Origin of the sequence: Hymenobacter aquaticus (assembly GCF_004765605.1) — a bacterium.
Taxonomy (GTDB): Bacteria; Bacteroidota; Bacteroidia; order Cytophagales; family Hymenobacteraceae; genus Hymenobacter; species Hymenobacter aquaticus.
The window spans coordinates 1407250-1431607 of the sequence record NZ_SRLC01000001.1 but is presented as its reverse complement, the minus strand read 5'-3'; the positions used below and the strand labels follow the sequence as shown (position 1 = coordinate 1431607).

Genomic DNA, 24358 nt, shown 5'->3' with positions numbered 1-24358 from the left:
GGTGGGCCGCCCTCTGCTCAAGGGGCGAAAGCCAACTCGCGCAGCAGAATAAAGGTGCCCATGGCCAGGGTAAACCAGCCGAAGGCGGGCTTGAGCCGGGCCCCTGGAATGAAGCGCGCCAGATAAGTGCCCAGCACGATGCCCACTAGGGCAAAAGCCAGGAAGCCGAGTAAAAACGTCCAGGCGATGGGCGTGCCCGCGCTCAGATCACCGGCGAAGCCAATAAGCGAGTTCAGCGCAATAATGGCCAGGGAGGTGCCCACGGCTAGCTTCATGGGCAGGCGCGCGCCCAGCACCAGGGCCGGAATAATCAGAAAGCCGCCACCCGCGCCCACGAAGCCCGTGAGCGTACCCACGATCAGGCCAATGCCCAGAATCAGCGGGTAGTTAAAAGCGTGGGCGTGGTGCAGCTCCTCGTCCAGTATTTCCTCGGCCTGCCGGCCGCGGATCATTGAGGCCGCGGCCACTACCATCAGCACGGCAAAGGCCACCAGCACCAGCAGATCCTTGGTAAAGACGATGTGGCCGATGGTGAACAGCTCGTGCGGAATGGCGGGCAGCAGCAGCTTGCGTACGGCAAACACGGCCAGCAGCGAGGGAATGAGGAAGACGACGGCCGTGCGCAACGACACCAGCCCCTTGCGGAAGTAGCCCGACGCGCCCACGACCGAAGTCGAGCCCACCACAAACAGGGAATAAGCGGTACTCAGCACCGGACTCACGCCCATCAGATACACCAGCACCGGCACGGTGAGGATAGAGCCGCCCCCGCCCATGATGCCCAGGGACAAACCGATAAAAATGGCCGCGAAGTAGCCGAAAGTGGGAAGCATCGGAAACAAGTGAACGTATGAATTTATGATTGTTTATTCATGTGTTTAAGCAAAAAAAGCTCCGTTTCTACAGAAACGTGCACGCGGCCAGGCACTGAATCACGTCTACCACTTCGCGCATTTTCAGGGCGTAGTAGATGTTTTTGCCTTCGCGGTGCGAGCTTAGAATGCCTTTGAGCTTCATGCCCGACAAGTGGTGGGAGAGCAGACTCTGCTCCACGTTCAGCTTTTCGCTGAGGTCCGATACGGACAGGCTTTCCTGGCTGGCCAGCAGCTGCACAATGGCAATGCGGGTGGGGTGCGCCGTCGTCTTGAGAATGAACGCCACCTTCTCCATCTTTTCGGTGGTCAGGTTCAGTTCAGCGTCGGGAGCAGGGGAGAGCGGCATAACTGGAAGCAAACTTATGAATAGTTGTTCATTTATACAAATGAGTTGACCGGTTTGGTTCCGCCGGTTTGGCTTAAAGCCAAAAAAGCCCGGCTTGGTACCAGGCCGGGCTTTTTGGCAAGAAGCTGTTCAGGACTTACACTTACAGGCGACGAATCTGGGCGCCGAGGACGTTCAGGCGCTTGTCGATGAACTGGTAGCCGCGGTCGATCTGCTCCACGTTGTCGATGACGCTGCGGCCCTCGGCCGACAGGGCCGAAATGAGCAGGGCCACGCCGGCACGGATATCGGGCGAAGTCATGCTGATGCCGCGCAGGGCGTTGCGCTTGTCGAGGCCGATGACGATGGCGCGGTGCGGGTCGCAGAGCGTAATCTGGGCTCCCATGTCGATGAGCTTATCGACGAAGAACAGGCGCGACTCAAACATCTTCTGGTGAATCAGCACGGTGCCCTTGGCCTGAATGGCCACCACCAGCACGATGCTCAGCAAGTCGGGCGTCAGGCCGGGCCAGGTGTGGTCCGACACGGTCAGGATGCTGCCGTCGAGGTAGGTGGCAATTTCGTAGTGGTCCTGGGCCGGCACGAAAATATCGTCGCCGCGCACTTCGAGCTGAATGCCCAGCTTGCGGAAGGTGTCGGGAATGATGCCCAGCTCGGGCACCTGGCAGTCCTTGATGGTGATTTCGGAGCCCGTCATGGCGGCCAGGCCGATGAAGGAGCCGATTTCAATCATGTCGGGCAGCATACGGTGCTCGGTGCCGCCCAGGCTTTCCACGCCTTCGATGGTGAGCAGGTTGGAGCCGATGCCGTTGATTTTGGCGCCCATGCGCACCAGCATTTTGCAGAGCTGCTGCAAGTACGGCTCGCAGGCGGCGTTGTAAATCGTGGTGGTGCCTTCGGCCAGCACGGCGGCCATGACGATGTTGGCCGTACCGGTTACCGAGGCTTCATCGAGCAGCATGTAGGTGCCGTGCAGGCCATTTTCGGCCTTGATGCGGTAGAAATCCGTGCCTTCCAGGGTGAGCTTGCCGCCCAGCTTTTCCAGGCCCAGGAAGTGGGTATCCATCGGCCGCCGGCCGATTTTGTCGCCGCCGGGCTTGGGCAGCTGGCACTTGCCGAAGCGGGTCAGCATGGGGCCCAGAATCATCACGGAGCCGCGCAGGGCCCGGCCCTGGGCAATAAACTGCTCGGAGTCGAGGTAGTCCAGATTTACCGCGTCGGCCTGGAAACGGTAGGTGTCGGAGGCCAGCTTGCCGACCTTGACGCCCATGTCGCGCAGCAGCTCGATGAGCTTATTCACGTCGCGGATGTCGGGAATATTGCTGATGGTAACGGGCTCGGAAGTGAGCAGCACCGCGCACAGGATTTGGAGGGCTTCGTTTTTAGCGCCCTGGGGCACGATTTCACCCTTCAGCGGATGGCCGCCGATTACTTCAAATGAAGCCATGTACTAGCTAGTTGTTCGTTGTTCGTTGTCAGTTGTTCGGTCCCTGCTTTTAGTTGTTAGTTGTTTGTTGTTAGGTCTTTTTCAACCTAACAACGGACAACTAACAACTAGAAACCTACTGGGGGGGCTGCTGGGGTTCCTGACGGCTTTTTTTGCCGCCGCGCCGCTGCTTGTCGCGGCGGTTGTTGTTGCCGCCGCGGCGTCCTTCCCGGTCGCCCCGGTCGCCGCGTTCCGACCGTTCGGCCCGGGGCTGGGGTACGATAAAGGGCGCGGGCCGGCCCGAGCCACCCGGCGTGGTGGCAAACTCGAACAGGTTCTGGGCGTCCACCTGGGCGGGGTCCAGCTCCAGCTTGCCGCCCGACAGCTCCTTCAGGTGCTTGAGGATAGTTACGTCCTTGGCGTTTTCCTTGCTATAGGAGCGGTACAGGAACTTCATGGTGCGGCCGATGGCAATGGTGGCCTGCTCGCGCTCAGCGGCGTCTTCCAGGGCCAGGGCCTGCTCAATCATCACCTCTACGCTGCGGCCGTAGGGTTTGAGCTTGGGCGACTTGCTGGGGTAAGCCACGCGCTGGGGCTGCTTGGCCAGAATGTCGAGGGCGTGCAGGGGGTAGGGGCTGTCCACGTCCAGTTCGCCGTCGGTCATTTCGAAGATGTGGTTCCACACTTTCGGCTGGGCGTCGGGCTGCTCGCGCAGGCTGGGGTTGAGGCGGAAAATGAGCTGCACGATCTGCTGGGCGCGCTTGGTGCGCTCCTCCCGGTCTTCGATGGTGCGCAGCTGCTGAATCAGCTCGTAGGTGCTCTGGCCGTATTCGCGCAGCAGCAGTTCGTGTTTAAAAGGGGACGGTAATGCCATTAGGAAAAAGCTAAGTCGAAACCTCACCCCCCGGCCCCCTCTCCTTGGGGAGAGGGGGAGCCTGACGACGGCAACGATTTTTTGGTTAACAACCTGAAAACGTGATTCAGGCCGGGAGGTGTTGTTGAATGGTGTTCAGAACCTGCTGAGATTGATGCAGAATCTGGTGGTTGGTGAATCGTATGACCGTGAAGCCTAGCTGTTGTAGTCCGTAAGTGCGTCCGGTATCATACTCAGCCTGACTTGCTTCGTTATGAATTTCGCCATCTGCCTCCACAATCAGCCAAGCCTTTAGACAAACGAAATCTACGATAAACTGACCAATGGCGTGCTGTCGGCGAAAACGAAGGCCATTCAAGGTACCGCCGCGCAGCAACTGCCACAGGTGGTTTTCAGCTTCCGTCGGCTGCTTACGATTATCCCGGCTGAAATCTTTCAGGTGCGTAAGCCACCGTTGCGCATCCGTAGTAAATGCGTGTCGGTGCCCCGATTCGGTTTTCTCTTCATCATTCATGAAGAAAGATGCTGAAAATCAGCCGACTTCGAAAATTACATGAATTTGTCAGGCTCCCCTCTCCCCAAGGAGAGGGGCCGGGGGTGAGGTCAATGCACCCGCAATTTCGCAAAACTCAGCAATAACGTCTTCTCCCCAACTTCTTCGAAGTCGATGATGGCCTTGGTCGAGCCCTGCTGCACTTCCAGCTTGGTAACTTTGCCGAAGCCGAACTTGGGGTGCTCCACGCGCTGCCCGGTTTGCAGGTTGCTCGTGTCGGAGGGCTGGAAATCGGCCGGTGGGGTGTAGCCCTTGGCCACCATCTTACGCGGGGCGGGCGGAATTAGGTTCGAGCGGCGCTCCACCACGTGGCCGAACGGCGACTCGCCGGGGCCGGCGGAGGAAAACTTGAAATCGACGAACTGGGGGTCAATTTCGTCCAGGAAGCGGCTTTTCTCGCAGCTGCGCAGGTTGCCCCACTGGTAGCGCGAGGTGGCGTAGCTGAGCGTGAGCTTCTTCTCGGCCCGGGTAATGGCCACGTAGAACAGGCGGCGCTCCTCCTCCAAATCGGCCCGGGAGGTAATCATCATCTGGCTCGGGAACAGGTTTTCCTCCATGCCCACGATGTAGACGTTGCGGAACTCCAGGCCCTTGGCCGAGTGAATGGTCATCATCGTCACCGATTCGCCCTCGTCCTTGGCGTCCTTGGTGTCGGCGTCGGTTACCAGGGCAATGTCTTGCAGGAAGGAAGCCAGGCTCTTGTCTTCGCGCTCGGGGTCTTCGGTGTAGGCTTTTACCCCGTTCAGGAGTTCCTGGATGTTCTCGTAGCGGCTCAGGCCCTCGATGCTTTTATCGGCGTAGAGCTCCTCAATCATGCCCGAGTTCTTGGCAATGAACTTAGCCGCCTCGAAGGCGTCTTCCTTGCCGGCCAGCACCGCGTAGCTCTTGATCTGCTCGGCGAAGCTCTCAATCGGGTTGGCAATGCGGGCCGTCAGGAAGGAATTGGCGTTGCTGACGACTTCCCAGAGCGAGTGGTTGCTGGCTTCGGCCGTGTTGATCAGCTTGCTGATGGTCGTGTCGCCGATGCCGCGCTTGGGGTAGTTGATAACCCGGCGCAGCGCCTGCTCGTCGTTGTGGTTCACCGTCAGGCGTAGGTAGGCCACCAGGTCTTTGATTTCCTTGCGCTGGTAGAAGGAGAGGCCGCCAACAATCTTATACTTGATGTTGAGCTTGCGCAGGGCCTCTTCCATGGCCCGGCTCTGGGCGTTGGTGCGGTACAGGATGGCAAAGTCATCATACGACAGATGCTGGTTCATCTTGTCCTCGTAGATGCTGTTGGCCACCAGCTTGCCTTCTTCGTTGTCGGAGGCGGCCTTGATAACCTCAATCAGGGTGCCTTCCTCGTTTTCCGAGAATACGTCCTTGCGCAGCTGGGCCTTGTTGTTCTTGATGACCGAGTTGGCGGCCTTCACGATGTTCTTGGTGGAGCGGTAGTTCTGCTCCAGCTTAAACACCTGCAATTCGGGGTAGTCCTTCTCGAAGTTGAGAATATTGGTGATGTCGGCCCCGCGGAAGGCGTAGATACTCTGGGCATCGTCGCCCACCACGCAGATATTCCGCTCCTTGGCCGCCAGCTTCCGCGTAATCAGGTACTGCGAATAGTTCGTGTCCTGATACTCGTCGACCATCACGTACTTGAAGATGTTCTGGTACTTGTTCAGCACGTCGGGGTGGTCCTTGAACAAGACGTTCGTGTTGAAGAGCAGGTCGTCGAAGTCCATGGCGCCGGCCTTGAAGCAGCGGGCGTGGTACTGCTGGTAGATGGCCCCGATTTTGGGCCGCAGCGCCGCGTCGTCGTCCTGGCGAATCACCGGGTCGTTGAGGTACTGCTGCACCGAAATCAGCTTGTTCTTGGCCGCCGAAATCCGGCCCAGCACCATATTGGGCTTGTAGAGCTTGTCGTCCAGGTCCATTTCCTTGACGATCTGGGTAATCAGCGTCTTCGAGTCCTGGGTGTCGTAGATGGTGAAGTGGCGCGGGAAGCCGATTTTGTCGGCCTCGGAGCGCAGGATTTTGGCAAACACCGAGTGGAAGGTGCCCATCCAGACGTTCTTGGCCTCGGGGCCTACTACCTTCTCAATCCGGGCCCGCATTTCCTTGGCGGCCTTGTTGGTAAAGGTCAAAGCCAGGATGTTGAACGGGTCGACGCCCTGCTCCAGCAGGTTGGCAATGCGGTAGGTCAGCACCCGGGTTTTGCCCGAGCCGGCGCCGGCAATAATCATGCAGGGGCCGTCGATTTGCAGGACCGCGGCGGCCTGGGAGGGGTTCAGGAGTTTGTTGTAATCTAATGCCATTCGTCAAGTAAATCAGCGCCTCGGCTAAGGGGCAAAGGTAGGGCTTTGCCTGCGGAGTTGCAGCCTTCCAACTATAGTTTCAGTTCGGGTTTGAACTGCTTCTCAACGCCGGGTGTATCTTTGCAGTTCGCTTCTTTGCAATTCCATGATTATCATTCAGAATACGGTCATCTCCGACGACGTGCGCGACAATTTCTTTGTCTGCAACCTGGAAGCCTGCAAGGGCGCCTGCTGCGTGGAAGGCGACCTGGGCGCCCCTTTGGAGGCCCACGAGCTCCAGATTCTGGAGCAGGAGTACGACAAGATCAAGCCCTTTATTACCGAGGCCGGGCAGCAGGCCATCGAGCAGCAGGGCCTCTACATCAAGGACTGGGAGGGCGACCACAGCACCACCACCATCAACGACCGGGAGTGCGCCTACGCCCTCTACGACGAGCGGGGCATCCTCAAGTGCGGCATCGAGCAGGCCTACCTGGCCGGGGCCACTACGTTCAAAAAGCCCATCAGCTGCCACCTTTACCCGATTCGCATCACCAAGTACGAGGACTTCGAGGCCCTGAACTACGACCGGTGGAACATCTGCAACACGGCCTGCTCGTTTGGTGCCACGCTCGGCGTGCGCATCTATCAGTTTCTGAAGGAGCCCCTGGTGCGCAAGTACGGCGAGGAATGGTATGAGGAACTGGTCACCGAAATCGAAACCAACAGCCCGCCGGTGAACGGGTAAGTAGGAAAAGGAAAAGGCCGACTGGGAAGTCGGTCTTTTTTGGTGGGGGCGTGCTTGGATTGGCATTACTTATTACCGTGTTCTGCGTAACCGCCACCAGTCACGGATGCTTAGTGATAAGGCAATAACGCACGCTAGGTGGACAGAGGCGAACAACCATACTGGCAAAGGACGTTTCAGGGATGGAACGACCAAAATATCGGAATTGGAGGCAGCGTAAACTACCTCTAACCTTGGGTAGGTGCGCAAGTGTTCAGCTTGTTGGGGAGAGAGGTCGTGCCGAAAAGTGAGCGTCTGGTCTGCCAACGAGTCGTAGAATTCATAGTCAACAGAAAAATCAGTCACCTTCAAAATACGGGCAGGCGTGTGTACTGGCTCAGCAAACAGCAGATATTCAGGTTTAAACCAAACAGCGAAAAAGAGGGTGCCGAGCAGAAGCACTAGGATTTTTAGCAATTCATCCCGCCGAAGCTGGCGTCGGGACAAATCATCAATTGGGGTAGGCATAGAACGCAGAAAAGCTGAAGGTACAAGCTGACGTATTAAACCCTTGTTTCTTTATACAACGAATTGAGGCATCTGCACACTGGTAAAGTTCTGCAACGGCTGCAAAAGGTATGGATAGGCAGTGGCCGGCAGATGGAGTAACACAAAAAGGCCCGACTAGCAGTAGTCGGGCCTTTCTTATTCACTTCACTCACCCAACTTACTGCCAGGTTTCCGTCCGCGTCATGCTCGTGCCGCTGGGCGTGAAGGTGCGGTTGGTGCCGCCTTCATAGAGCACGTTGCCGGCCGCGTCCTTGCGGATGTACTTGTACTGCACGCTGGTGCCGCTGGTCAGGTTGATGGTGCCTTTCCACACGGGGTAGGTAGCGCCGCTGAGCTTAATGGCGTTGGCCGTGTTCCAGCTGCCGAGCTGGGCGGTGCTGCCCAGCACGTACACATCCTGGCCCGAGACAGTGTTGCTGTAGGTCACGTTAAACGACACGGCCGTGGTGGTGCCGGTGGGCGGGGGCGTAGTGCCGCCGGTGCCGGGCACCCATACCGAGTAGCTGCGGGCATTGACGGGGAAGGTGCCAGTGCCGGCCGAGTTGGTGGTAACGGTGGCGGTGCTGTTGCCGGTTTTGTCGGTCAGCGTGGCGCTCTTGAAGGGCGTGGTAATGGTCTTGGAGCGGCCGGTGCTGCCGTCGTTGAGCATCATCAGCAGGCCGGGGTGGGTCGAGTCGCCGGCGCGGGAGTAGGCGTACACGTCGGCGTCATTCACGGCGGTGTACTCGTTGGCTGCCCCGTAGGCGTTGGCCTTGCGGATGGCCATCAGCTTCTTGATCTGGGTGCCCAGGCCGTATTCGTAAAAGTCGCGGTAGAACACGCAGGGGTAGCCCTTGGCCCGGGTCAGGATGTAGGCGTAGGCCAGCATCTTCAGGTTGGTAACCGGCGAATATAACGCGCCGCCCTGCTGGTCGGTGTCGTGGTTATCGACGAAGGACACCGACAGCGCGCCGTTGGCCTCGGTGAAGCCGGCAAACTGCAGGCCGCGCATGTCCCACGAGCCGTTGCCGTTACTCATGTCCTGGAAGGTGTAGTGCAGGGGCACATCGAACAGGCTGGTGCGGCCCCCGGTGGCGGCGGCGTAGTTGTTCAAATCACCCAGGTTGCGGAACCAGGCCTCCGAGACGGCGAAGCGGCCCGAAGTGCCCTTCACCGCGTCGAGCCACTGGTTCAGGTAGGGCGTGTAGATGTGCTTGGTGGCGTCGAGGCGGTAGCCGTCGAGGCTGAGCTTGGTGGTAATCCAGTTGCCCCAGCTGATGGTTTCGTTCTGGTTGCTGGCGTTGCCGTTGTACTGGATTTCCGAGCCCAGCAGGTTGTCGTAGGCGTCGCCGTTGGCGTAGGGCTGGAAGTCCCAGCTTTTCCACTGGTACCAGCCGTTGTTGGGAGCCTGCTGGGTGCCGGTGAAGTTGGCCGAAGTCCACTTGTAGGCGCTGTAGGTGGTGCCCCGGCCGGGGAAGTTGAACTTGGTGTACACCGTGTTGCCGTTCACCGTTTCCTGGGCGTCGGCCCAGGTCAGGTGGTTCATCACCATGTCCTCGTACACCTGAATGCCCTTGCCGTGCAGGCTGGTAATGGCCGACTGCAGCTGGCCGATGGTCCCGTAGCGGGTAGCCACGGTGCCTTTCTGGTTGAACTCGCCCAGGTCGTAGCGGTCATACACGCCGTAGCCGACGTCGCTCTGGCTGCCGCCCTTGTAGGCTGGGGGTAGCCACATGGCCGTAATGCCCGCGTCGCTCAGCTCCTGGGCCTTGCTGCCCAGGTTTTGCCACCAGCTGCCGGCCGTGGTCGTGATGGGCGTGTCCCAGTAAAAGCCCTGCATCATTACGCCGTTGACGGCTACGGCGCTGTTGGTTGTGGCTGCCGTTACGGGCGAGGAAGTAGTGCCGGGCTGAACGCCATCCTTGGAACAGGAAGGCAAAAGCAAGCCTGCGGCAAGCAGACCCGAAAGGGCCGCTGCGGTAAGTTTGTTCATACTGTGGGTGTTTTGGTTAGTGCAGAATCGTAGGGCAAGTATAAGGCAATATTTCAGTAATCGTGCAATATTATTTCGGTATTATTAATAAAAAGCCATTTAAAATGAAGTATTCGTAATATAGTGCTGGTTAATTAGTTAAGTGCCTGTTTTTGAGGTAGTAATCGTAATAAACTACGCAAGAAATAAGGCTTGCTAAATGGGTTTAGTATAACTCTGGAAAGCCCTAAAAAAAGTTTGTAAAAAGTTGTAATCAGCCACTTAGCTTAGCCGAAAAGCCAAGTCGACGCTGAAGCAGGCAGCAAAGAGCCGGCGGGGCCGGATACCATCGGAAGCGGGGCAACGCTTACTGCGCCTGGCGGCGTTGCCAGGAGGCCGACAGGGTCTGCAGGGCCGGGCCGCCCAGAACGTATAATGACTGGGTTTCTGCTGCGTGCGTGTAAAGCAAGCGGAAGATTGGGAAGCCGTTGCTGGTAGCGGCGGTAAAGCGAATAGCCTGAATGTCGGTCATGGGTATCCGGTCTTCTCGGTCGGCCCAGAAAACGTATAAAAACCCATCATCGAACTTCACCTGGGTCGGCAAGCGGGCAAGCTGCCTATCCGCAAAGGGCAACAAGGCCAGCATCAGCAATTGGACGGTGGCCGACCAATAGGAGCCTTCCCGGATATAGATCCAACAGGCACCAACTATCAGAAGGGCCGCTACCACCACCAGCCAACGGATGGAACGGGTCAGCGCAGGCAGTACAAGCGGTGGCATAGCAGCTAAGGTATAGACAACAAAAAGCGCCCATTCCGGATAGAATGGGCGCTTTTTGCAATAGACTTTAAGCTTTATATCGTCGAAAAGTCGAACGAGGTTTCCAGGAAGGCCGTGGTGAACTTGCCGGCTTTGAAATCGGGGTTGTCCATCAGGGCGAGGTGGAAGGGAATGGTCGTTTTCACGCCTTCCACCACGAACTCCGACAAGGCCCGCTTCATTTTCACGATGCACTCTTCGCGGGTCTGGGCCACGGTGATGAGCTTGGCAATCATCGAGTCGTAGTTCGACGGGATGGTGTAGCCCGCGTACACGTGGGTGTCGACGCGCACGCCGTGGCCGCCGGGAATGTGCAGCACGGTGATTTTGCCGGGGGAGGGGCGGAAGCCGTTTTTGGGGTCCTCGGCGTTGATGCGACACTCCATGGCGTGCATCTTGGGGTAGTAGCTGTTGCCCGAAATCGGGATGCCGGCCGCCACCTTGATCTGCTCCTTGATCAGGTCGTAGTTAATGATTTCCTCCGTCACGGGATGCTCCACCTGAATGCGGGTGTTCATCTCCATGAAGTAGAAGTCGCGGTTGGCATCCACCAGGAACTCGATGGTGCCCACGCCTTCGTAGTTGATGGCGGCGGCGCCGGCAATGGCGGCCTTGCCCATCTTCTCGCGCAGCTCGTCGGTCATGAAGGGCGAAGGAGCCTCTTCCACCAGCTTCTGGTGCCGGCGCTGAATCGAGCAGTCGCGCTCCGAGAGGTGGCACACGTGGCCGTACTGGTCGCCGCAGATCTGGATTTCGATGTGGCGGGGCTCCACCACGAACTTTTCCAGATAGATACCATCGTTGCCGAAAGCGGCTTTGGCCTCGGTCCGGGCGTCGTTCCAGCCTTTTTCCAGCTCCTCGTCGTTGTGGGCTACGCGCATACCACGGCCGCCTCCGCCGGCCGTAGCCTTCAGAATAACGGGGTACTTGATTTTGTGGGCAATTTTCAGCGCGTCCTGTAGCGAGTCGAGCAGGCCGACCGAGCCGGGAATGCAGGGCACGCCGGCTTTAATCATGGTGGCTTTGGCCGAGGCCTTGTCGCCCATCTGGTTGATCATCTCGGGCGAGGCCCCGATGAACTTGATGTTATTTTCCTGGCAGATGCGCGAAAACTCCGCGTTTTCCGACAGGAAGCCGTAACCGGGGTGAATGGCGTCGGCGTTGGTGATTTCGGCGGCGGCAATCAGCGTCGGAATGTTCAGGTACGACTGCGCGCTGCTGGGCGGACCAATGCACACGGCCTCGTCGGCGAAGCGCACGTGCAGGCTTTCCTTGTCGGCAGTCGAGTAAACGGCCACCGTTTTGATGCCCATTTCCTTGCAGGTACGAATAATGCGCAACGCAATTTCGCCCCGGTTTGCAATCAGTATTTTTTTAAACACAGGTCTGGGTGGGGATGTAAGAGCCAAGAGCTTAGAACTTAGACTCTGGACGGGTTTTCCGTGGTTCAGTCTCAGCTCTAAGCTCTTGGTTCTTAGTTCTCAAAATTACATCGGCTCGATCAGGAACAGGGGCTGGTCGTACTCGACCGGCGTGGCGTTTTCCACCAGGGCCTTCACGATGCGGCCCGAGGCTTCGGCTTCAATCTCGTTGAAGAGCTTCATGGCCTCGATGATGCAAATAACCTGGCCTTTTTCCACCACGTCGCCCACGTTCACGAAAGCGGGGGCTTCGGGGCCGCTGCTGCGGTAGAACGTGCCAATCATCGGGGCTTTCAGCGGCTGGTGGTTGCTGGCGGCCGGGGCCGCTGGGGTAGCGGCTGGGGCGGCGGCAGCGGCCGGCGCTGGGGCGGCGACGGGAGCCGCCGCCTGCGGGGCCGGGGCCGGCGCGGCGGCTACGTGGCTGCTCACCACTTTCGTGCTGGGCTCGCGCTGCACCGAGATTTTAAATTCCTCGGTTTCGATGTTGACTTTGTTCAATCCTGATTTGGCAATAAAGTCAATCAGGTCCTGGAGTTCTTTGGCTTTCATGGCGGCTTCGGTGGGGTGTTTCGGCTGCTTATTTGACTCTTTCGACATAGGAGTAGTCGCGGGTGTCTACGCGGATTTTGGTGTCTTGCTCAACGAACAGTGGCACCTGAATGCGGGCCCCGGTTTCCACGGTGGCGGGCTTCAGCGTGTTGGTAGCGGTGTCGCCGCGCAGGCCGGGCTCGGTGTAGGTCACGACCAGCTCCACGGTCGTGGGCAGTTCGGCGGTCAGGGGCTGCTCGGTTTCGGCGTGGAACAGGATGGTGCACTCCTGGCCTTCCTTCATCAGGTCGGCGAAGGGCACCATGGCCTCGGGCAACGACACTTGCTCGAAGGTCGAGTTGTCCATGAAGGTGTAGCCGTAGTCGTCCTTGAACAGGAACTGGTGCGGGCGCTGCTCCACGCGGGCGGTGGTTACTTTCACGCCGGCGTTGAAGGTGTTGTCGAGCACCTTGCCGGTTTTGATGTTGCGGAGCTTGGTACGCACGAAGGCGGGGCCTTTGCCCGGCTTCACGTGCTGGAATTCAGTAATGACGTAGAGGTCATTGTTGTACTCGAGTACCAGACCGTTGCGAAAATCTGCGGTAGTGGCCATGCTTGGGAATTTTGAAAGGAATATTCTGGAAGGAAGATGTTCGGGGCCGGAAACGCGCTAAACAATCTACCTACTTAAGTTTCAGGATGTCAGATGCTGGCAGGAAACGCAACGTGCCGTCCCGGAGAGTGGCGGGGCGGCACGTTGGGAGTGCAAGTATAGGAGTTTTCCGCGTCCAGCCCGCTTATTTACGCTTGTTGCGGGTCAGGTTTGGGGTCGTACGCCCATTTTAGGTAGATCGAGCCCCAGGTAAAGCCCCCGCCGAAAGCCGCCAGCACCAGGTTGTCGCCCTTGTGCAGCTGCTGCTCGTAGTCGGCCAGGCACAGCGGAATCGTGCCGTTGGTGGTGTTGCCGTAGCGCTGAATGTTGAGCATTACCTTTTCCGGACCCACGCCCATGCGGTTGGCCGTGGCGTCGATAATGCGCTTATTAGCCTGGTGCGGCACCAGCCAGGCCACGTCTTCCTTGGTCAGGTGGTTGCGCTCCATCACCTGCGCGGCGACGTCGGCCATGTTGGTCACGGCAAACTTGAAGACCGTAGCGCCTTCCTGGTACACGTAATGCTCCCGGTTGGCTACCGTTTCGGCCGTTGGGGGGCGGCGCGAGCCGCCGGCTTTCTGGTGCAGGTGCTGCTCGCCGCGCCCGTCGGAGCGCAATACCTGGTCGAGCAGGCCGTAGCCTTCGGTGTTGGGCTCGAGCAGCACGGCCCCGGCGCCGTCGCCAAAAATAATGCAGTTGGCGCGGTCGGTGTAGTCGATGATGCTCGACATTTTGTCGGCACCCACGACGACGACCTTCTTGTAAATACCGCTCTGAATGAACTGCGCGCCCGTCGCCAATGAAAACAGGAAGCCTGAGCAGGCCGCCTGCACGTCGTAGCTGAAGGCCTTGGTGGTGCCCACGGCGGCCGAAATGATGTTGGCCGTAGCCGGAAACACCAGGTCGGGGGTGGTGGTGGCGCAGATCAGCAAGTCAATATCCTCGGCGCGGGTGCCGGTTTTGGCCAGCAGCTGCTCCACGGCTTTAATGGCCATCACCGAGGTGCCCTGGTTTTCGCCCTTCAGAATTCGTCGTTCCTTGATGCCAGTACGCGTTGTAATCCACTCGTCGGTGGTATCCACCAGCTTTTCGAGTTCCTGATTGGTCAACACGTAGTCGGGCACATAAGAGCCCACTCCGGTTATGGCAGCAGTGATTTTCATTCGGGGGAAAGCAGGAAAAAATAAGCAAAAAAAGTCCGGCCTCAGCCGGACTTAGTCGCTAGGACTTGAAAGTGTCTTTTATCTGGTCGGCAATGCCGGATTTGGCCATTTGATACCCCTGCAGGAGCATGTTGCAAATAGCTTCCGGCGTGCTCACGCCGTGCCCGATAATGGCGTTGTCGTTGATGCCCAGGATGGGGCTGCCGCCAATGGCTTCGTAGTTGAACTTGTCGAAGAAGGGGTCGTGCATCTGCTTTTCAGCCAGCACGTCGTACACCGACTCCGCCATTTTCAGCACCACGTTGCCCGTGTAGCCGTCGCAGACAATTACGTCGGCTTTGTCATTGAACAGGTCGCGCCCCTCGATATTGCCGATGAAGTGAATATGGGGGTTCACCTTCAGCAGCTGGTGCGCGGCCTGGGTAACTACGGTGCCTTTGCCTTCTTCCTCGCCCAGGTTCATCAGGCCCACTTTGGGCTTGTCGATGCCCAGCACGTACTGGGCGTAGAGCGAACCTAGCTCCCCGAACTGCTCCAGCATCTCGGGCTTGCACTCGGCGTTGGCCCCGACGTCCAGCAGAATGCCGAAACCACCGGCCAGCTTCGGAACGAAGTTGGCAATGGCCGGGCGCATCACGCCCGAAACCGGCTTCACGCTAAACATGGCACCGACGAGCATGGCCCCGGTGTTGCCGGCCGAGCAGAAAGCTTCTACTTCGCCATTGTGCAACATGCGGTAGCCGACGGCTATACTGGAATCCTGCTTCTGCTGATATGCTTTGGCAGGGTGCTCACCCATCTCGATAATCTGCGAGGCAGGCTGGAGAATCAGGCCGTCAGCCGCGGCCCCGTGCTGCTGGAGCAAGGGGCGCACGGCATCTTCCTGGCCAATGAGCACAATCTGAGCCGCGCCGGCAAGCTTTTGGGCAGCCAGCACGGCGCCGTCCACGGCAGCCTGGGGGGCGAAATCGCCTCCCATTGCGTCCAGGGCTATCTTCATGTACGAGGTGTCAAGGGGTAGGGAGTCGGGAAGGCGGGCCAGCGAAGGCTGGCGAGGCAGCGCTTATTCTTCGTCGGAAGCGGGCGCGGCAGCGGCTACGGGAGCGTAATCCTTGATGGCTACTTTACCGTGCAGGTACAGGTCGCCGTCAACTACGTAGGCCTTGTGGCGCAGGTGCAGCTCACCCGTGTTCGAGCAGATGGTAACTGCTTTGGGAGTCAGTTTGTCGTGGGTGCGACGTTTGTCGCGGCGGGTAGCGGATTGCCGGCGCTTAGGATGTGCCATGGGTAAGGGGAAATGTTAAGTGTTGAATGTTAAATGCGGGGCGGCCTCGGGGCCGTTAGTTGAGGTTGCGCAGGGCATCCCAACGCGGGTCGGTGCCTTCGTCGTCATCTTCCGGGTCGCCGGGCTGGCGGGTAGAGAAGATGAGCTTGGTGTCGGCATCGGGGTTTTCATCGGGCTCATTCTGGAAGCGCGGGTGCAGCTTCTTCATCGGAATGGCCAGGCCGATGTAGTCGAACAAATGCTGCGCGATGGGCAGCACCTGGGTTTCGGGCGTGATTTGCAGCACATCGTCGTCGAGCTCCAGGTTCTGGTCGCCGAAGCGCACGCGCAGGGAGTGGCGCACGTCGATGGGCTGGTCGAACTCGTCCAGGCTCCGGTCGCAGGTGAGGCGCACGGTGCCGTAGATGTGAAAGTCCAGGGTGATGAGCAAATCCGTTTTGGTCAACTCCACGTCGGCGTGGAGCTGGCCGTCCTGAATCAGGTTCTGCTCGAACTGCTCAAAGAAAGCCCGGCCGAGCTCAAACGCGAAGTGGTGCGTTTTGCTGGCGAGCTTAGCAATGTTCAAATCGTATTGCGAGTCCTTTTTCACGGGGAATTTATTGCAAGGGGGCAAAAGTAGAAAGATTTCCGCGTTTTAGGAAAACGCGAAGATGGTGACCGGCCGGCTCAGGCGTTCTTGAGGATGAAATCGGAGGGGATGTTCAGTCGCTCGTAGAGGCGCTTGGCCAGGTCCAGCGTCACGCGGCGCTTGCCGCTCAGAATCTGGGAAAGGCGGCCGGCCGGTACTTCCAGCAGCTCCGCCAGCTCTTTCTGCTTGAGACGCATCTGCTGCCGCTTCAGCTCGATCATCTCGGCCAGGGAGGTGGGCAGGGTCGGGATGGGCAGCAGGCCCAGCTGGCCTTCGTACGCATCCAGGGCCACAATCAGCTCCCGGAACTCGGCTTCCAGCGCCGGGTTGCCTTCCACTCCAGCCGCCGCCAGCGCATCGAGTCGGCGCAGGGCCGTGCGGTAGTCAGCGGGGGTGTGGAGAAGCATGCGGAGACGTTGAAACGGGAAGAAACAAGCAGCCAGCAGTTGGCCTTGGTGCTACAAAACTACAACAGAGTTTTGATTCGGCAAAGTAAATTTCATTTTTGAAAAGAAAGTACTCCGCAGTGAAACTGCTTTACTCCATTCGGCCGCCGCGGGGGGCGGGGCCCGGCACCAAGGGTTTGAGGCCCGCGTACTTCTGGCGCTGCCGGATCAGGTCGCAGGCCATGTAGACGGCTTCCCGGAACGACGTTTCATCGGCCTTGAACTGCCCGGCCAGCCCGTAGGCCGTACCGTGGTCGGGGGAGGTGCGGATAACCGGCAGGCCCGCCGTGAAGTTGACGCCCCGCTCGAAGGCAATGGTCTTGAAGGGGATAAGGCCCTGGTCGTGGTACAGGGCCAGGGTGGCGTCGAAGGAGCGGAACTGGGCGGTGCCGAAGTAGCCGTCGGCCGGGAAAGGGCCATATACCAGGTGGCCTTCGCTGAGCAATTGCTGAATAACGGGCGTGACGACGTCGGCTTCCTCGGAGCCCAGCAGGCCGTTTTCGCCGGCGTGGGGGTTGAGGCCGAGTACCGCTACGCGGGGCTTGTCGATGCCAAAATCTCCTTTCAGCGACTTAAGCAGAATCCGCAGCTTGGCCAGAAGCAACTCCCGGGTCAGGCGGCCGGGCACGTCTTTCAGGGCCATGTGGCCGGTGGCAGTGGCCACGCGCAGATCCTCGCTGGCCAGCAGCATCAGGCTTTCGGGGGCCTCGAAAAAGCTGGTCAGAAACTCGGTGTGGCCGGGGTAGCGGAACTCGTCGGACTGGGTGTTTTCCTTGCTGATGGGTGCCGTGACGAGGCCGTCGAGCAGGCCGGCCTTCAGGTCGCGGGAGGCGGCCAGCAGCGACTCGCGGGCGGCGCGGCCCGAGGCTTCGGAGGGCTGGCCGGGCGTGAGGGTGTAGTCTTCGTCCCAGCAGGTCACGGCGTTGGGCTTGCCGGGGTCAATGTCGGCCGCGGAGCGCACCTGGCGGAAGGTGAGGGGCGCGCTTTGCTGCTTATCGGCCGGGAAATCGTCGAAGAGCACCGTCGCCGTGCCGTACACCACTGGCGTGCAGTACTTGAGCAGGCGCGCGTCGAGCAGGGTTTTATAAATGATTTCCGGCCCGATACCGGCTAGGTCGCCCACTGAAATACCGAGGCGGGGAAGAGTACTCATGGTTTTAGTGCTTGGTGCTTGGTGCTTGGTGCTTGGTGCTTAGGATGCACTAGTCGACCAGCTTTTGTTTGTAATGGTTGATAAAGCCGTGCAGCAGCTTTTTGCACTGCGTCAGACTAGTATCAACTTCGGCGAATTGCGCAGGACTTAAATAATGTTGATCCAGGCCAATATACAGTTGCGTTTCTAACTCGTACAGAGAGCCACGGGCTATGTAAAACAACTGGAGCGTGTCGCGTGGATGTTGGCGGCCACAGCCTTCGGCAATGTTTGACGGAACGGAAACCGCACAGCGGCGCATCTGGCTGACAAGGCCAAACAGCTCTTCTTTCGGAAAATCCCGCGTGAGCTGATAAACGGCACTGGCCAGGCTTCGGCTTTGCTGCCAAACCAAAAGCTCCGTGTATGATTTTACGTCGTTCATTGCAGTTTGACTAGGCACCAGGCACTAGGCACGATGCACTAAAAAGTCGTAGAGCAGGCGCACGGTGGTGCCGGTGCCGCCTTTGCCGCGGTAGGAGTCGGGGGCCATGAGGTAGGCGGGGCCGGCAATGTCGAGGTGCACCCAGGGGTAGCCGCCGGTGAACCGTTCCAGGAACTTGCCGGCCGAAATGGCGCCGGCTTCGGCCTTGCCCAGGTTGTTGATGTCGGCAATGTCGGACTTGATGTGCTCGGCGTATTCCTCCCACATCGGGAACTCCACGACCCGCTCGTGCACCCGGTTGCCGGACTTTTTCAGCTCGGCCATCTGCTCTTCCGAGGCCGTGCCCATCGCCACGATGCCTTCCTTGCCGATGGCGCGGGCGGCCGAGCCGGTGAGGGTGGCAATGTCGACCACAAATTCGGGCTCGTATTTCTGGGCAAACGCCAGGGCATCGGCCAGGATGAGGCGGCCTTCGGCGTCGGTGTTGAGTACTTCCACGGTCAGGCCGCTGTACATGGTCAGCACGTCGCCGGGGGCGAAGGCCAGGCCGCCGGGGCGGTTGTCGGTGGCGGGCACCAGGCCGATAACGTGCAGCGGCACCTGGTTTTTGGCCAGCGCGTAGAGCACGCCCGTCACGGCCGCGCCGCCCGACATGTCGCACTTCATCATGTCCATCGAGGCCGGCGTCGGCTTCAAACTCAGGCCGCCGGTGTCGAACACCACGCCCTTGCCCACCAGCACGTAGGGCTTGGCATTGGTGGCACCGGCGGGCTTGTACTCCATAATAGTGAACGTGGGCGGCTCGGGGCTGCCCTGGTTGACGGCCAGCAGGCCGCCCATGCGCAGGGCCTCGATGCGGACCAGATCCAGAATTTCGGTGTGGAACCCGACTTCTTCCCCGGCGGCGGCCATGCGCTCGGCAAACTGCTCGGCGTTGAGCTTGTTCAGCGGCATGTTGATCAGGTCGCGGGCCAGGAACACGCCTTGCAGCACGCCATCCAGCTCGGTTAGCTCCTTGTCGGTGGCGTCGCCTACCACACTGATGCGGGTCAGCGAGGCGGCTTCCTTGGACTTCTCGTCGGTTTTGTAGCCCGCAAACTGGTAGGCCGTCAGGGCCAGACCTTCTACCAGCGCCAACGCCAGGGTCGAATCGGCGTGGCCCGACAAATCCTGCACGTAAAGCTCGGCTACCTTGGCCGCTTTGAGCTGGGCATGCAGCTGGTGGCCGCTTTTGCGCATCGCTTCGGCCGTGAGGGGCACCGTGGCTTTTTCGGCGGCTACCACAAAGTAGTGCTGGTGCGAAAAGTGGTTGACCGTAATCAGCTTGCTGTCGGCGGCGAGCTGGTCGGCAACGTACTGGCGGGCAGCCTCGTGCAGGTCCTGCAGCGACTGGGGAAGCTCCTGGGTGCCGGCGGGCAGCAGGAAGACGGCGGTGGCGTGCTGGGGCAGCGCGGCGGCGGTGGCTAGTTGAATCGACATGGACGAACGTATCTTTGGGGCGAGTAAGGGCGCGCAAGGTAGGCAGCCTTTGGTAGAACTGAAGTATCAGGACCAAGAACCGAACGGCGGCGCTTGGGCGGCTTCCCACCTTCCGCGCCGGCTCGTTTCACTTCCTTTTACGCTTCATCGGCGCACTTTTCCGCAAAATGGACCACGTTAGCCCCAAAAAACATTTAGGTCAGCACTTTCTGGCCGACCCCAACATTGCGCGGCGCATCGTGGATTCGCTGCGCTTGCCCGACGGGGTGACCGAAGTGCTGGAAATCGGGCCCGGCATGGGCGTGCTGACCGGCGACCTGCTCAAGCACCCCGAGTACCGCACCACGGTGGTCGAAATTGACCGGGAGTCGGTGGAGTATTTGGGGCGCAACTTTCCGGCCCTGGAAGGTCGTATCCTGTCGGCCGACTTTCTGCGGCAGGACCTCGCAAAGCTGTTTCCGGAGCAGCCGCTGGCCATTATCGGCAACTTTCCCTACAACATCAGCAGCCAGATTTTCTTTCAGGTGCTGGCCCACCGGCAGCAGGTGCGCGAGGTGGTGGGCATGATTCAGAAGGAAGTGGCCGACCGGCTGGCCGAGCCCCCGGGCTCCAAAACCTACGGCATTCTGAGCGTGCTCTTGCAGGCGTTTTACACCGTGGAAATGCTCTTTACCGTGCCGCCCCACGTGTTTATTCCCCCGCCCAAGGTGCAGTCGGCCGTAGTGCGCCTCACCCGCAACGGCACCGAGCACCTGGGTTGCGACGAGAAGCTGTTTTTTCAGGTGGTGAAGCAGGCCTTCCAGACCCGGCGCAAGACCCTGCGCAACGCCCTGAAGCCCTTCGGCATGGTGGCCGAAGCTACCACGGACCCGATTTTCGAGAAGCGCGCCGAGCAGCTCAGCGTGGCCGATTTCGTGGAGCTGACCAAGCACATCGAGCAGCACCGCGTGGTGGCCCCGCCAACGGTGAACAATGCCAAGTCGCGCCGCGAAAAGAACGTTGCCGACGAAACCGAAGAAGAATAAGCTTTGCTAAGCTAACCCCGACGTAGGATGAGTGAACCTGCCCTGCCTCCCGAACCGGCCCCCGCTGCCACCTCGCTTTGCCTCTGCGTGGATGAAATGCACCTGTCTTTGCCCGAGCTGCTCCAGCCGCTGGGCATTGTGCTGCACTACCGGCCCGATCTGAAGGCCGCCGAAATACCGGCTGCCCTGGCCGCCCAGCCCTACGACGGGCTGATGGTGCGCAGCAAAATCCGCATCACGGCCGAGCTGCTGGCCCACGGTCCCCGGCTGCGCTACGTGGCCCGCGCCGGGGCCGGCGTCGATAACATCGACGAGGCGGCGCTGGCCGCGGCGGGCGTGACTTTGCTCAACGCGCCCGAGGGCAACCGCGACGCGGTGGGCGAATACGCGCTGGGGCTGCTGCTGGCTTTACTGCGCAACATCGTGCGCGCCGACCACGAGGTGCGGCAGGGCCTGTGGCAGCGCGAAGCCAACCGGGGCGAGGAGCTGGGCGGCAAAGTGGTGGGCATTCTGGGCTACGGCCACATGGGCGCGGCCTTCGCCCGGCGCCTGAGCAGCTTCGGCTGCACGGTGCTGGCCCACGACACCAACCCCGACCACCCCGGCGACTACAACGCCATCCTGGTGCCGTTGGCGGAGTTGCAGGCGCGCGCCGAGGTGCTCAGCATCCACATTCCCTACACGGCGGCCAACAGGCACTTCGTAAACGAGGACTTGCTCACGGGTTTTCGCCACCCCGTCTGGCTGCTAAACACGGCCCGGGGCGAGGTGCTCGACCACGCCGCCCTGGTGCGCGGCCTGCAAAGCGGGCAGGTGCGCGGCGCGGCCCTCGACGTGCTTGAAAATGAGAAGCTGGCCACCCTGACTCCGGCCCAGCAGGCCACCCTGGAGTATCTGAAAGCGTCGCCCAGCGTTATTTTTTCGCCCCATATCGGGGGCTGGAGCTTCCAGTCGTACCAGCGTATAAATGAGGTGCTGGCCCACAAAATCGGAGAATTTCTGCGGCCCGCGGGAAGCGGATGCTAGCGGGAATTGCGCCGGATTCGTATATTTGTCTGAAACCTGTTTCGGAGAACGGTCGGCCCCGCTGACCGTTCTCCTTGTTTTTTAGCAAACTACCCCACCGCCATGGCTTCCGTTAATTACTATACCCCCGAAGGTCTGCAAAAGCTCAAAGACGAGTTGCAGGACCTTAAAATCCGCGGCCGGGCCAAAGCAGCTGAGGACCTGCGCGAAGCCCGCGACAAAGGCGACCTGAGCGAAAATGCCGAGTACGACGCCGCCAAAGAGGCCCAGGGCCTGCTCGAACTGAAAATCTCCAAGCTGGAAGAAATCGTCGGCAACGCCCGCGTTATCGACGACACCAACATGGACGTGACCAAAGTGCTGATTCTGAGTAAAGTGAAACTCAAGAATCTGAAAAACAACATGGTGCTCGACTACCTGCTCGTCGCCGAGGAGGAAGCCAACCTGGCCGCCGGCAAGATTTCGGTGAAGTCGCCCATCGGCAAGGGCCTGCTGGGTAAGTCGGCCGGCGACACGGCCGAAATCACCGTACCGGCCGGCAAGCTGCAGTTCCAGATCCTGGAAGTAAGCCGCTAGCGGTGAATGAGTGAGATGGTGACTTAGTGAGTTTCCATTTCCGGTATTCTGAAAAGGGCGAAGCCAGCGGCTTCGCCCTTTTGCGTTTTGGCGCGTACTTTGGCCCAGCAGTTCCGTTAGCGCCAAAGCCCCACTCACTAACTCACCACTTCACCACCTCACCGTATGCCTTCCATCTTTTCCCGCATTGTTTCGGGCGAGCTGCCCGCTTATAAAGTTGCCGAAGACGAGCACCACCTGGCTTTTCTCGACATTACGCCCCTGGTGGAAGGCCACACGCTGGTCATTCCCAAGCGCGAGGTCGACTACATTTTCGACATGGCCCCCGAGGAGCTGGCCGCCCTGCACCAGTTTGCCCAGCGCGTGGCCAAGGGCGTGAAAGAAGCCGTGCCCTGCCGGCGCGTCGGGGTGGCCGTTATCGGCCTGGAAGTGCCCCACGCCCACATTCACCTGATTCCGATGACGAAGGTGTCGGACATGAACTTTGCCAACCCCAAGATCAAAGTGGAAGAGCGCCGCATGAATGAGCTGGCCGCCGCCATCGGGGCCCAGGTGCCGGCCGCTTCGGCCGGGGAAGCCGCGGGCCGCCGGGCCGCCAAGCCGCTGGAAAGCAAAGCCGAGCGCGAAACCGTGGAAGCCAACGAGCCCGCCGCCGCCAGCGCCGCTACTGAGGCCACCGATGCCACTAGTCAGCAGCTGCAGCAGCTCACCAAGGGCCTGCACTACGTCAGCGAGTCGGAAGCGCCGCTGACGGTGGTGAGCTACGCGGCGCCGGCCGGGGCCGTGACGGACGCCAACCTGCTGGAGCTGACGGGGCAGCCGGCCGGCACCAAGGTCAAAACCGTGGATTTGATGCAGTTTCTGCGCAACCACACCGCCGACGACGGCGTGCTGGGCAACCCGGACCTGGCCAACCGCTACAAGGCCCTGCAGATGTTCTTGAAGCAGGAGCTGAGCGAGGCGAAAGTGTACCGTATCGGCACCGGCCCGCAGGTGCAAGCCTACGCCCTGGGCCGCACCTCCGACGGCCAGCTGGCCGGCTTCAAAACCGTGCTGACTGAAACCTAAGCCGGATCAATCCTGGAGAAAAAGCGCCTGGTTCCTGCCCTGGAGCCAGGCGCTTTGTTTGGTAGTCCGCTGAAGCCTAACCGGGTCAAAACCGAAAACGCACCGCCCCAAAATGAAAGGGTACAGGCGGGCCGGCGGGCCGAAGGTATGCGCGGAAAGTGCCGGTACGCGCTGCCAAGCCCGATTAGACCTTGGCGGGGGCAGGGTGGCACGGCGCGTGCGGCGGGAGCGGCATCGAACAACTCCGTTCCCTGATCTTCCCTTTCATCATGTCACTCTATTCGATTCTGGCCCTGGTCGTCGGTTTTCTGCTGCTAGGCCTGCGCATCGCTCAGGAATACGAGCGGGCCATTGTGTTTCGCCTCGGCCGGTTTGTGGGCACCCGGGGCCCCGGGCTCTACTGGATTATCCCCTTTATCGAGCGGCAGCAAACCATCGACATGCGCACCAAAACCGTGGATTTGGAGCAGCAGGAAACCATTACCAAGGACTCGGTGACCATTAAGGTAAACGCGGTGCTCTGGTTTCGGGTCGTGGACCCGGCCGCGGCCATTATCAAGGTGGCCAACTTCCACCAGGCCGTGTACCAGCTTTCCGTCACGGCCCTGCGCAACATCATCGGGCAGCACCAGCTCGATGAGGTGCTCAAGGAGCGCCAGCAGATCAACGCCACGCTGCAGGGGCTGGTCGATGCCGCTACCGAGGCCTGGGGCGTCAAGATTGAAATGGTCGAAATCAAGGACGTGGAAATTCCCGAATCCATGCAGCGGGCCATGGCCCGGGAGGCCGAGGCCATCCGCGAAAAGCGGGCCCGCATCATCAAGGCCGAGGCCGAGCTGGAAGCCAGCATCAAGCTCACCCAGGGTGCCAAGCAGATGGAAGACAGCCCCATTGCCCTGGAGCTGCGCCGCCTGCAGATGCTCTCCGAAATCGGCATCGACAACAATACCACGACCATTGTAATGGTGCCCTCGGAGTTTACCCAGGCCGCCAAAAGTCTGACGCAGCTGGCGGGCAAAGTGTAGGCAGGAGGTTGAGGTAATGCTTGACACCTGTCATCCTGAGCTTG

The 24358-nt window shown here is 59.9% G+C and carries 26 protein-coding genes; 6 read left to right on the top strand and 20 right to left on the bottom strand.

Annotation, left to right across the window (positions count from 1 at the left end; all coding sequences use genetic code 11):
- Nucleotides 1–17: 17 nt before the first annotated feature.
- The 6 genes from E5K00_RS05890 to E5K00_RS05865 form a co-directional block, all read right to left on the bottom strand.
- On the bottom strand, nt 18–833 hold the full coding sequence (locus E5K00_RS05890) for a sulfite exporter TauE/SafE family protein (RefSeq protein WP_135462322.1): 816 nt from the start codon (nt 831–833) through the stop codon (nt 18–20).
- 67 nt (nt 834–900) lie between these two features.
- Nucleotides 901–1221 carry an ArsR/SmtB family transcription factor gene (locus E5K00_RS05885; protein WP_245328218.1) on the bottom strand — a complete coding sequence of 107 codons (321 nt, stop codon included), beginning with the start codon at nt 1219–1221 and terminating at the stop codon, nt 901–903.
- Nucleotides 1222–1363: 142 nt separating this feature from the next.
- On the bottom strand, nt 1364–2668 hold the full coding sequence (gene murA, locus E5K00_RS05880) for a UDP-N-acetylglucosamine 1-carboxyvinyltransferase (RefSeq protein ID WP_135462321.1): 1305 nt from the start codon (nt 2666–2668) through the stop codon (nt 1364–1366).
- A 115-nt stretch (nt 2669–2783) separates the two neighbouring features.
- Nucleotides 2784–3521, bottom strand: coding sequence for a DUF4290 domain-containing protein (locus E5K00_RS05875; protein ID WP_135462320.1), 738 nt, complete (start codon nt 3519–3521; stop codon nt 2784–2786).
- Nucleotides 3522–3627: 106 nt separating this feature from the next.
- Nucleotides 3628–4035, bottom strand: coding sequence for an endonuclease domain-containing protein (locus tag E5K00_RS05870; RefSeq protein ID WP_135462319.1), 408 nt, complete (start codon nt 4033–4035; stop codon nt 3628–3630).
- A gap of 89 nt (nt 4036–4124) precedes the next feature.
- Nucleotides 4125–6368, bottom strand: a complete 2244-nt coding sequence (locus E5K00_RS05865; protein WP_135462318.1) for an ATP-dependent helicase — start codon at nt 6366–6368, stop codon at nt 4125–4127.
- Nucleotides 6369–6513: 145 nt separating this feature from the next.
- Here E5K00_RS05865 and E5K00_RS05860 point away from each other — a divergent pair, with 145 nt between their 5' ends.
- A complete protein-coding gene (locus tag E5K00_RS05860; RefSeq protein ID WP_135462317.1) occupies nt 6514–7095 on the top strand; it encodes a DUF3109 family protein in 582 nt (193 codons plus the stop codon).
- A 72-nt stretch (nt 7096–7167) separates the two neighbouring features.
- On the opposite strand, the gene E5K00_RS05855 is transcribed toward E5K00_RS05860, so the two are convergent.
- The 14 genes from E5K00_RS05855 to E5K00_RS05790 all read right to left on the bottom strand — a co-directional run bounded on the left by E5K00_RS05855 (nt 7168) and on the right by E5K00_RS05790 (nt 19594).
- Nucleotides 7168–7602, bottom strand: a complete 435-nt coding sequence (locus tag E5K00_RS05855; RefSeq protein WP_135462316.1) for a hypothetical protein — start codon at nt 7600–7602, stop codon at nt 7168–7170.
- A 199-nt stretch (nt 7603–7801) separates the two neighbouring features.
- A complete protein-coding gene (locus E5K00_RS05850) occupies nt 7802–9616 on the bottom strand; it encodes an alpha-amylase (RefSeq protein ID WP_167856759.1) in 1815 nt (604 codons plus the stop codon).
- A 346-nt stretch (nt 9617–9962) separates the two neighbouring features.
- Complete coding sequence (locus E5K00_RS05845; protein ID WP_135462315.1) at nt 9963–10376, bottom strand: hypothetical protein; 414 nt, start codon at nt 10374–10376, stop codon at nt 9963–9965.
- A 74-nt stretch (nt 10377–10450) separates the two neighbouring features.
- Nucleotides 10451–11797 (bottom strand): acetyl-CoA carboxylase biotin carboxylase subunit, encoded by a 1347-nt coding sequence (accC, locus tag E5K00_RS05840; protein WP_135462314.1) that lies wholly within the window; start codon nt 11795–11797, stop codon nt 10451–10453.
- A 105-nt stretch (nt 11798–11902) separates the two neighbouring features.
- On the bottom strand, nt 11903–12385 hold the full coding sequence (gene accB / locus E5K00_RS05835) for an acetyl-CoA carboxylase biotin carboxyl carrier protein (protein ID WP_135462313.1): 483 nt from the start codon (nt 12383–12385) through the stop codon (nt 11903–11905).
- A gap of 28 nt (nt 12386–12413) precedes the next feature.
- Nucleotides 12414–12977, bottom strand: coding sequence for an elongation factor P (gene efp / locus E5K00_RS05830; RefSeq protein WP_135462312.1), 564 nt, complete (start codon nt 12975–12977; stop codon nt 12414–12416).
- Nucleotides 12978–13165: 188 nt separating this feature from the next.
- Nucleotides 13166–14179: a beta-ketoacyl-ACP synthase III gene (locus E5K00_RS05825; RefSeq protein WP_135462311.1), complete on the bottom strand. Its 1014-nt coding sequence runs from the start codon at nt 14177–14179 to the stop codon at nt 13166–13168.
- A gap of 58 nt (nt 14180–14237) precedes the next feature.
- Complete coding sequence (gene plsX, locus E5K00_RS05820; protein WP_135462310.1) at nt 14238–15179, bottom strand: phosphate acyltransferase PlsX; 942 nt, start codon at nt 15177–15179, stop codon at nt 14238–14240.
- A gap of 63 nt (nt 15180–15242) precedes the next feature.
- Nucleotides 15243–15464 carry a 50S ribosomal protein L32 gene (gene rpmF, locus E5K00_RS05815; RefSeq protein WP_135462309.1) on the bottom strand — a complete coding sequence of 74 codons (222 nt, stop codon included), beginning with the start codon at nt 15462–15464 and terminating at the stop codon, nt 15243–15245.
- Nucleotides 15465–15519: 55 nt separating this feature from the next.
- Nucleotides 15520–16053: a YceD family protein gene (locus tag E5K00_RS05810; RefSeq protein WP_135462308.1), complete on the bottom strand. Its 534-nt coding sequence runs from the start codon at nt 16051–16053 to the stop codon at nt 15520–15522.
- A gap of 77 nt (nt 16054–16130) precedes the next feature.
- The gene (locus tag E5K00_RS05805; RefSeq protein WP_100335672.1) at nt 16131–16499 is read right to left on the bottom strand and encodes a helix-turn-helix domain-containing protein; all 369 of its coding nucleotides are present in this window, start codon (nt 16497–16499) and stop codon (nt 16131–16133) included.
- A gap of 130 nt (nt 16500–16629) precedes the next feature.
- Nucleotides 16630–17691 (bottom strand): 4-hydroxythreonine-4-phosphate dehydrogenase PdxA, encoded by a 1062-nt coding sequence (pdxA, locus tag E5K00_RS05800; protein WP_135462307.1) that lies wholly within the window; start codon nt 17689–17691, stop codon nt 16630–16632.
- Between the two features lie 49 nt (nt 17692–17740).
- Nucleotides 17741–18115 carry a four helix bundle protein gene (locus E5K00_RS05795; RefSeq protein ID WP_135462306.1) on the bottom strand — a complete coding sequence of 125 codons (375 nt, stop codon included), beginning with the start codon at nt 18113–18115 and terminating at the stop codon, nt 17741–17743.
- A 24-nt stretch (nt 18116–18139) separates the two neighbouring features.
- A complete protein-coding gene (locus E5K00_RS05790) occupies nt 18140–19594 on the bottom strand; it encodes a leucyl aminopeptidase family protein (RefSeq protein ID WP_135462305.1) in 1455 nt (484 codons plus the stop codon).
- Between the two features lie 167 nt (nt 19595–19761).
- Between E5K00_RS05790 and rsmA the strand changes: the two genes are divergently transcribed.
- The 5 genes from rsmA (at nt 19762) to E5K00_RS05765 (ending at nt 24314) form a co-directional block, all read left to right on the top strand.
- Nucleotides 19762–20619 (top strand): 16S rRNA (adenine(1518)-N(6)/adenine(1519)-N(6))-dimethyltransferase RsmA, encoded by an 858-nt coding sequence (rsmA, locus tag E5K00_RS05785; protein WP_135462304.1) that lies wholly within the window; start codon nt 19762–19764, stop codon nt 20617–20619.
- 27 nt (nt 20620–20646) lie between these two features.
- Entirely contained in the window at nt 20647–21645 is a 999-nt protein-coding gene (locus E5K00_RS05780) for an NAD(P)-dependent oxidoreductase (RefSeq protein ID WP_135462303.1), read from the top strand.
- Nucleotides 21646–21747: 102 nt separating this feature from the next.
- Nucleotides 21748–22221, top strand: coding sequence for a transcription elongation factor GreA (gene greA, locus E5K00_RS05775; RefSeq protein WP_135462302.1), 474 nt, complete (start codon nt 21748–21750; stop codon nt 22219–22221).
- A gap of 165 nt (nt 22222–22386) precedes the next feature.
- Entirely contained in the window at nt 22387–23289 is a 903-nt protein-coding gene (locus E5K00_RS23255) for a nuclease A inhibitor family protein (RefSeq protein ID WP_135462301.1), read from the top strand.
- A 269-nt stretch (nt 23290–23558) separates the two neighbouring features.
- A complete protein-coding gene (locus E5K00_RS05765) occupies nt 23559–24314 on the top strand; it encodes a slipin family protein (RefSeq protein WP_135462300.1) in 756 nt (251 codons plus the stop codon).
- Nucleotides 24315–24358 lie beyond the last annotated feature (44 nt).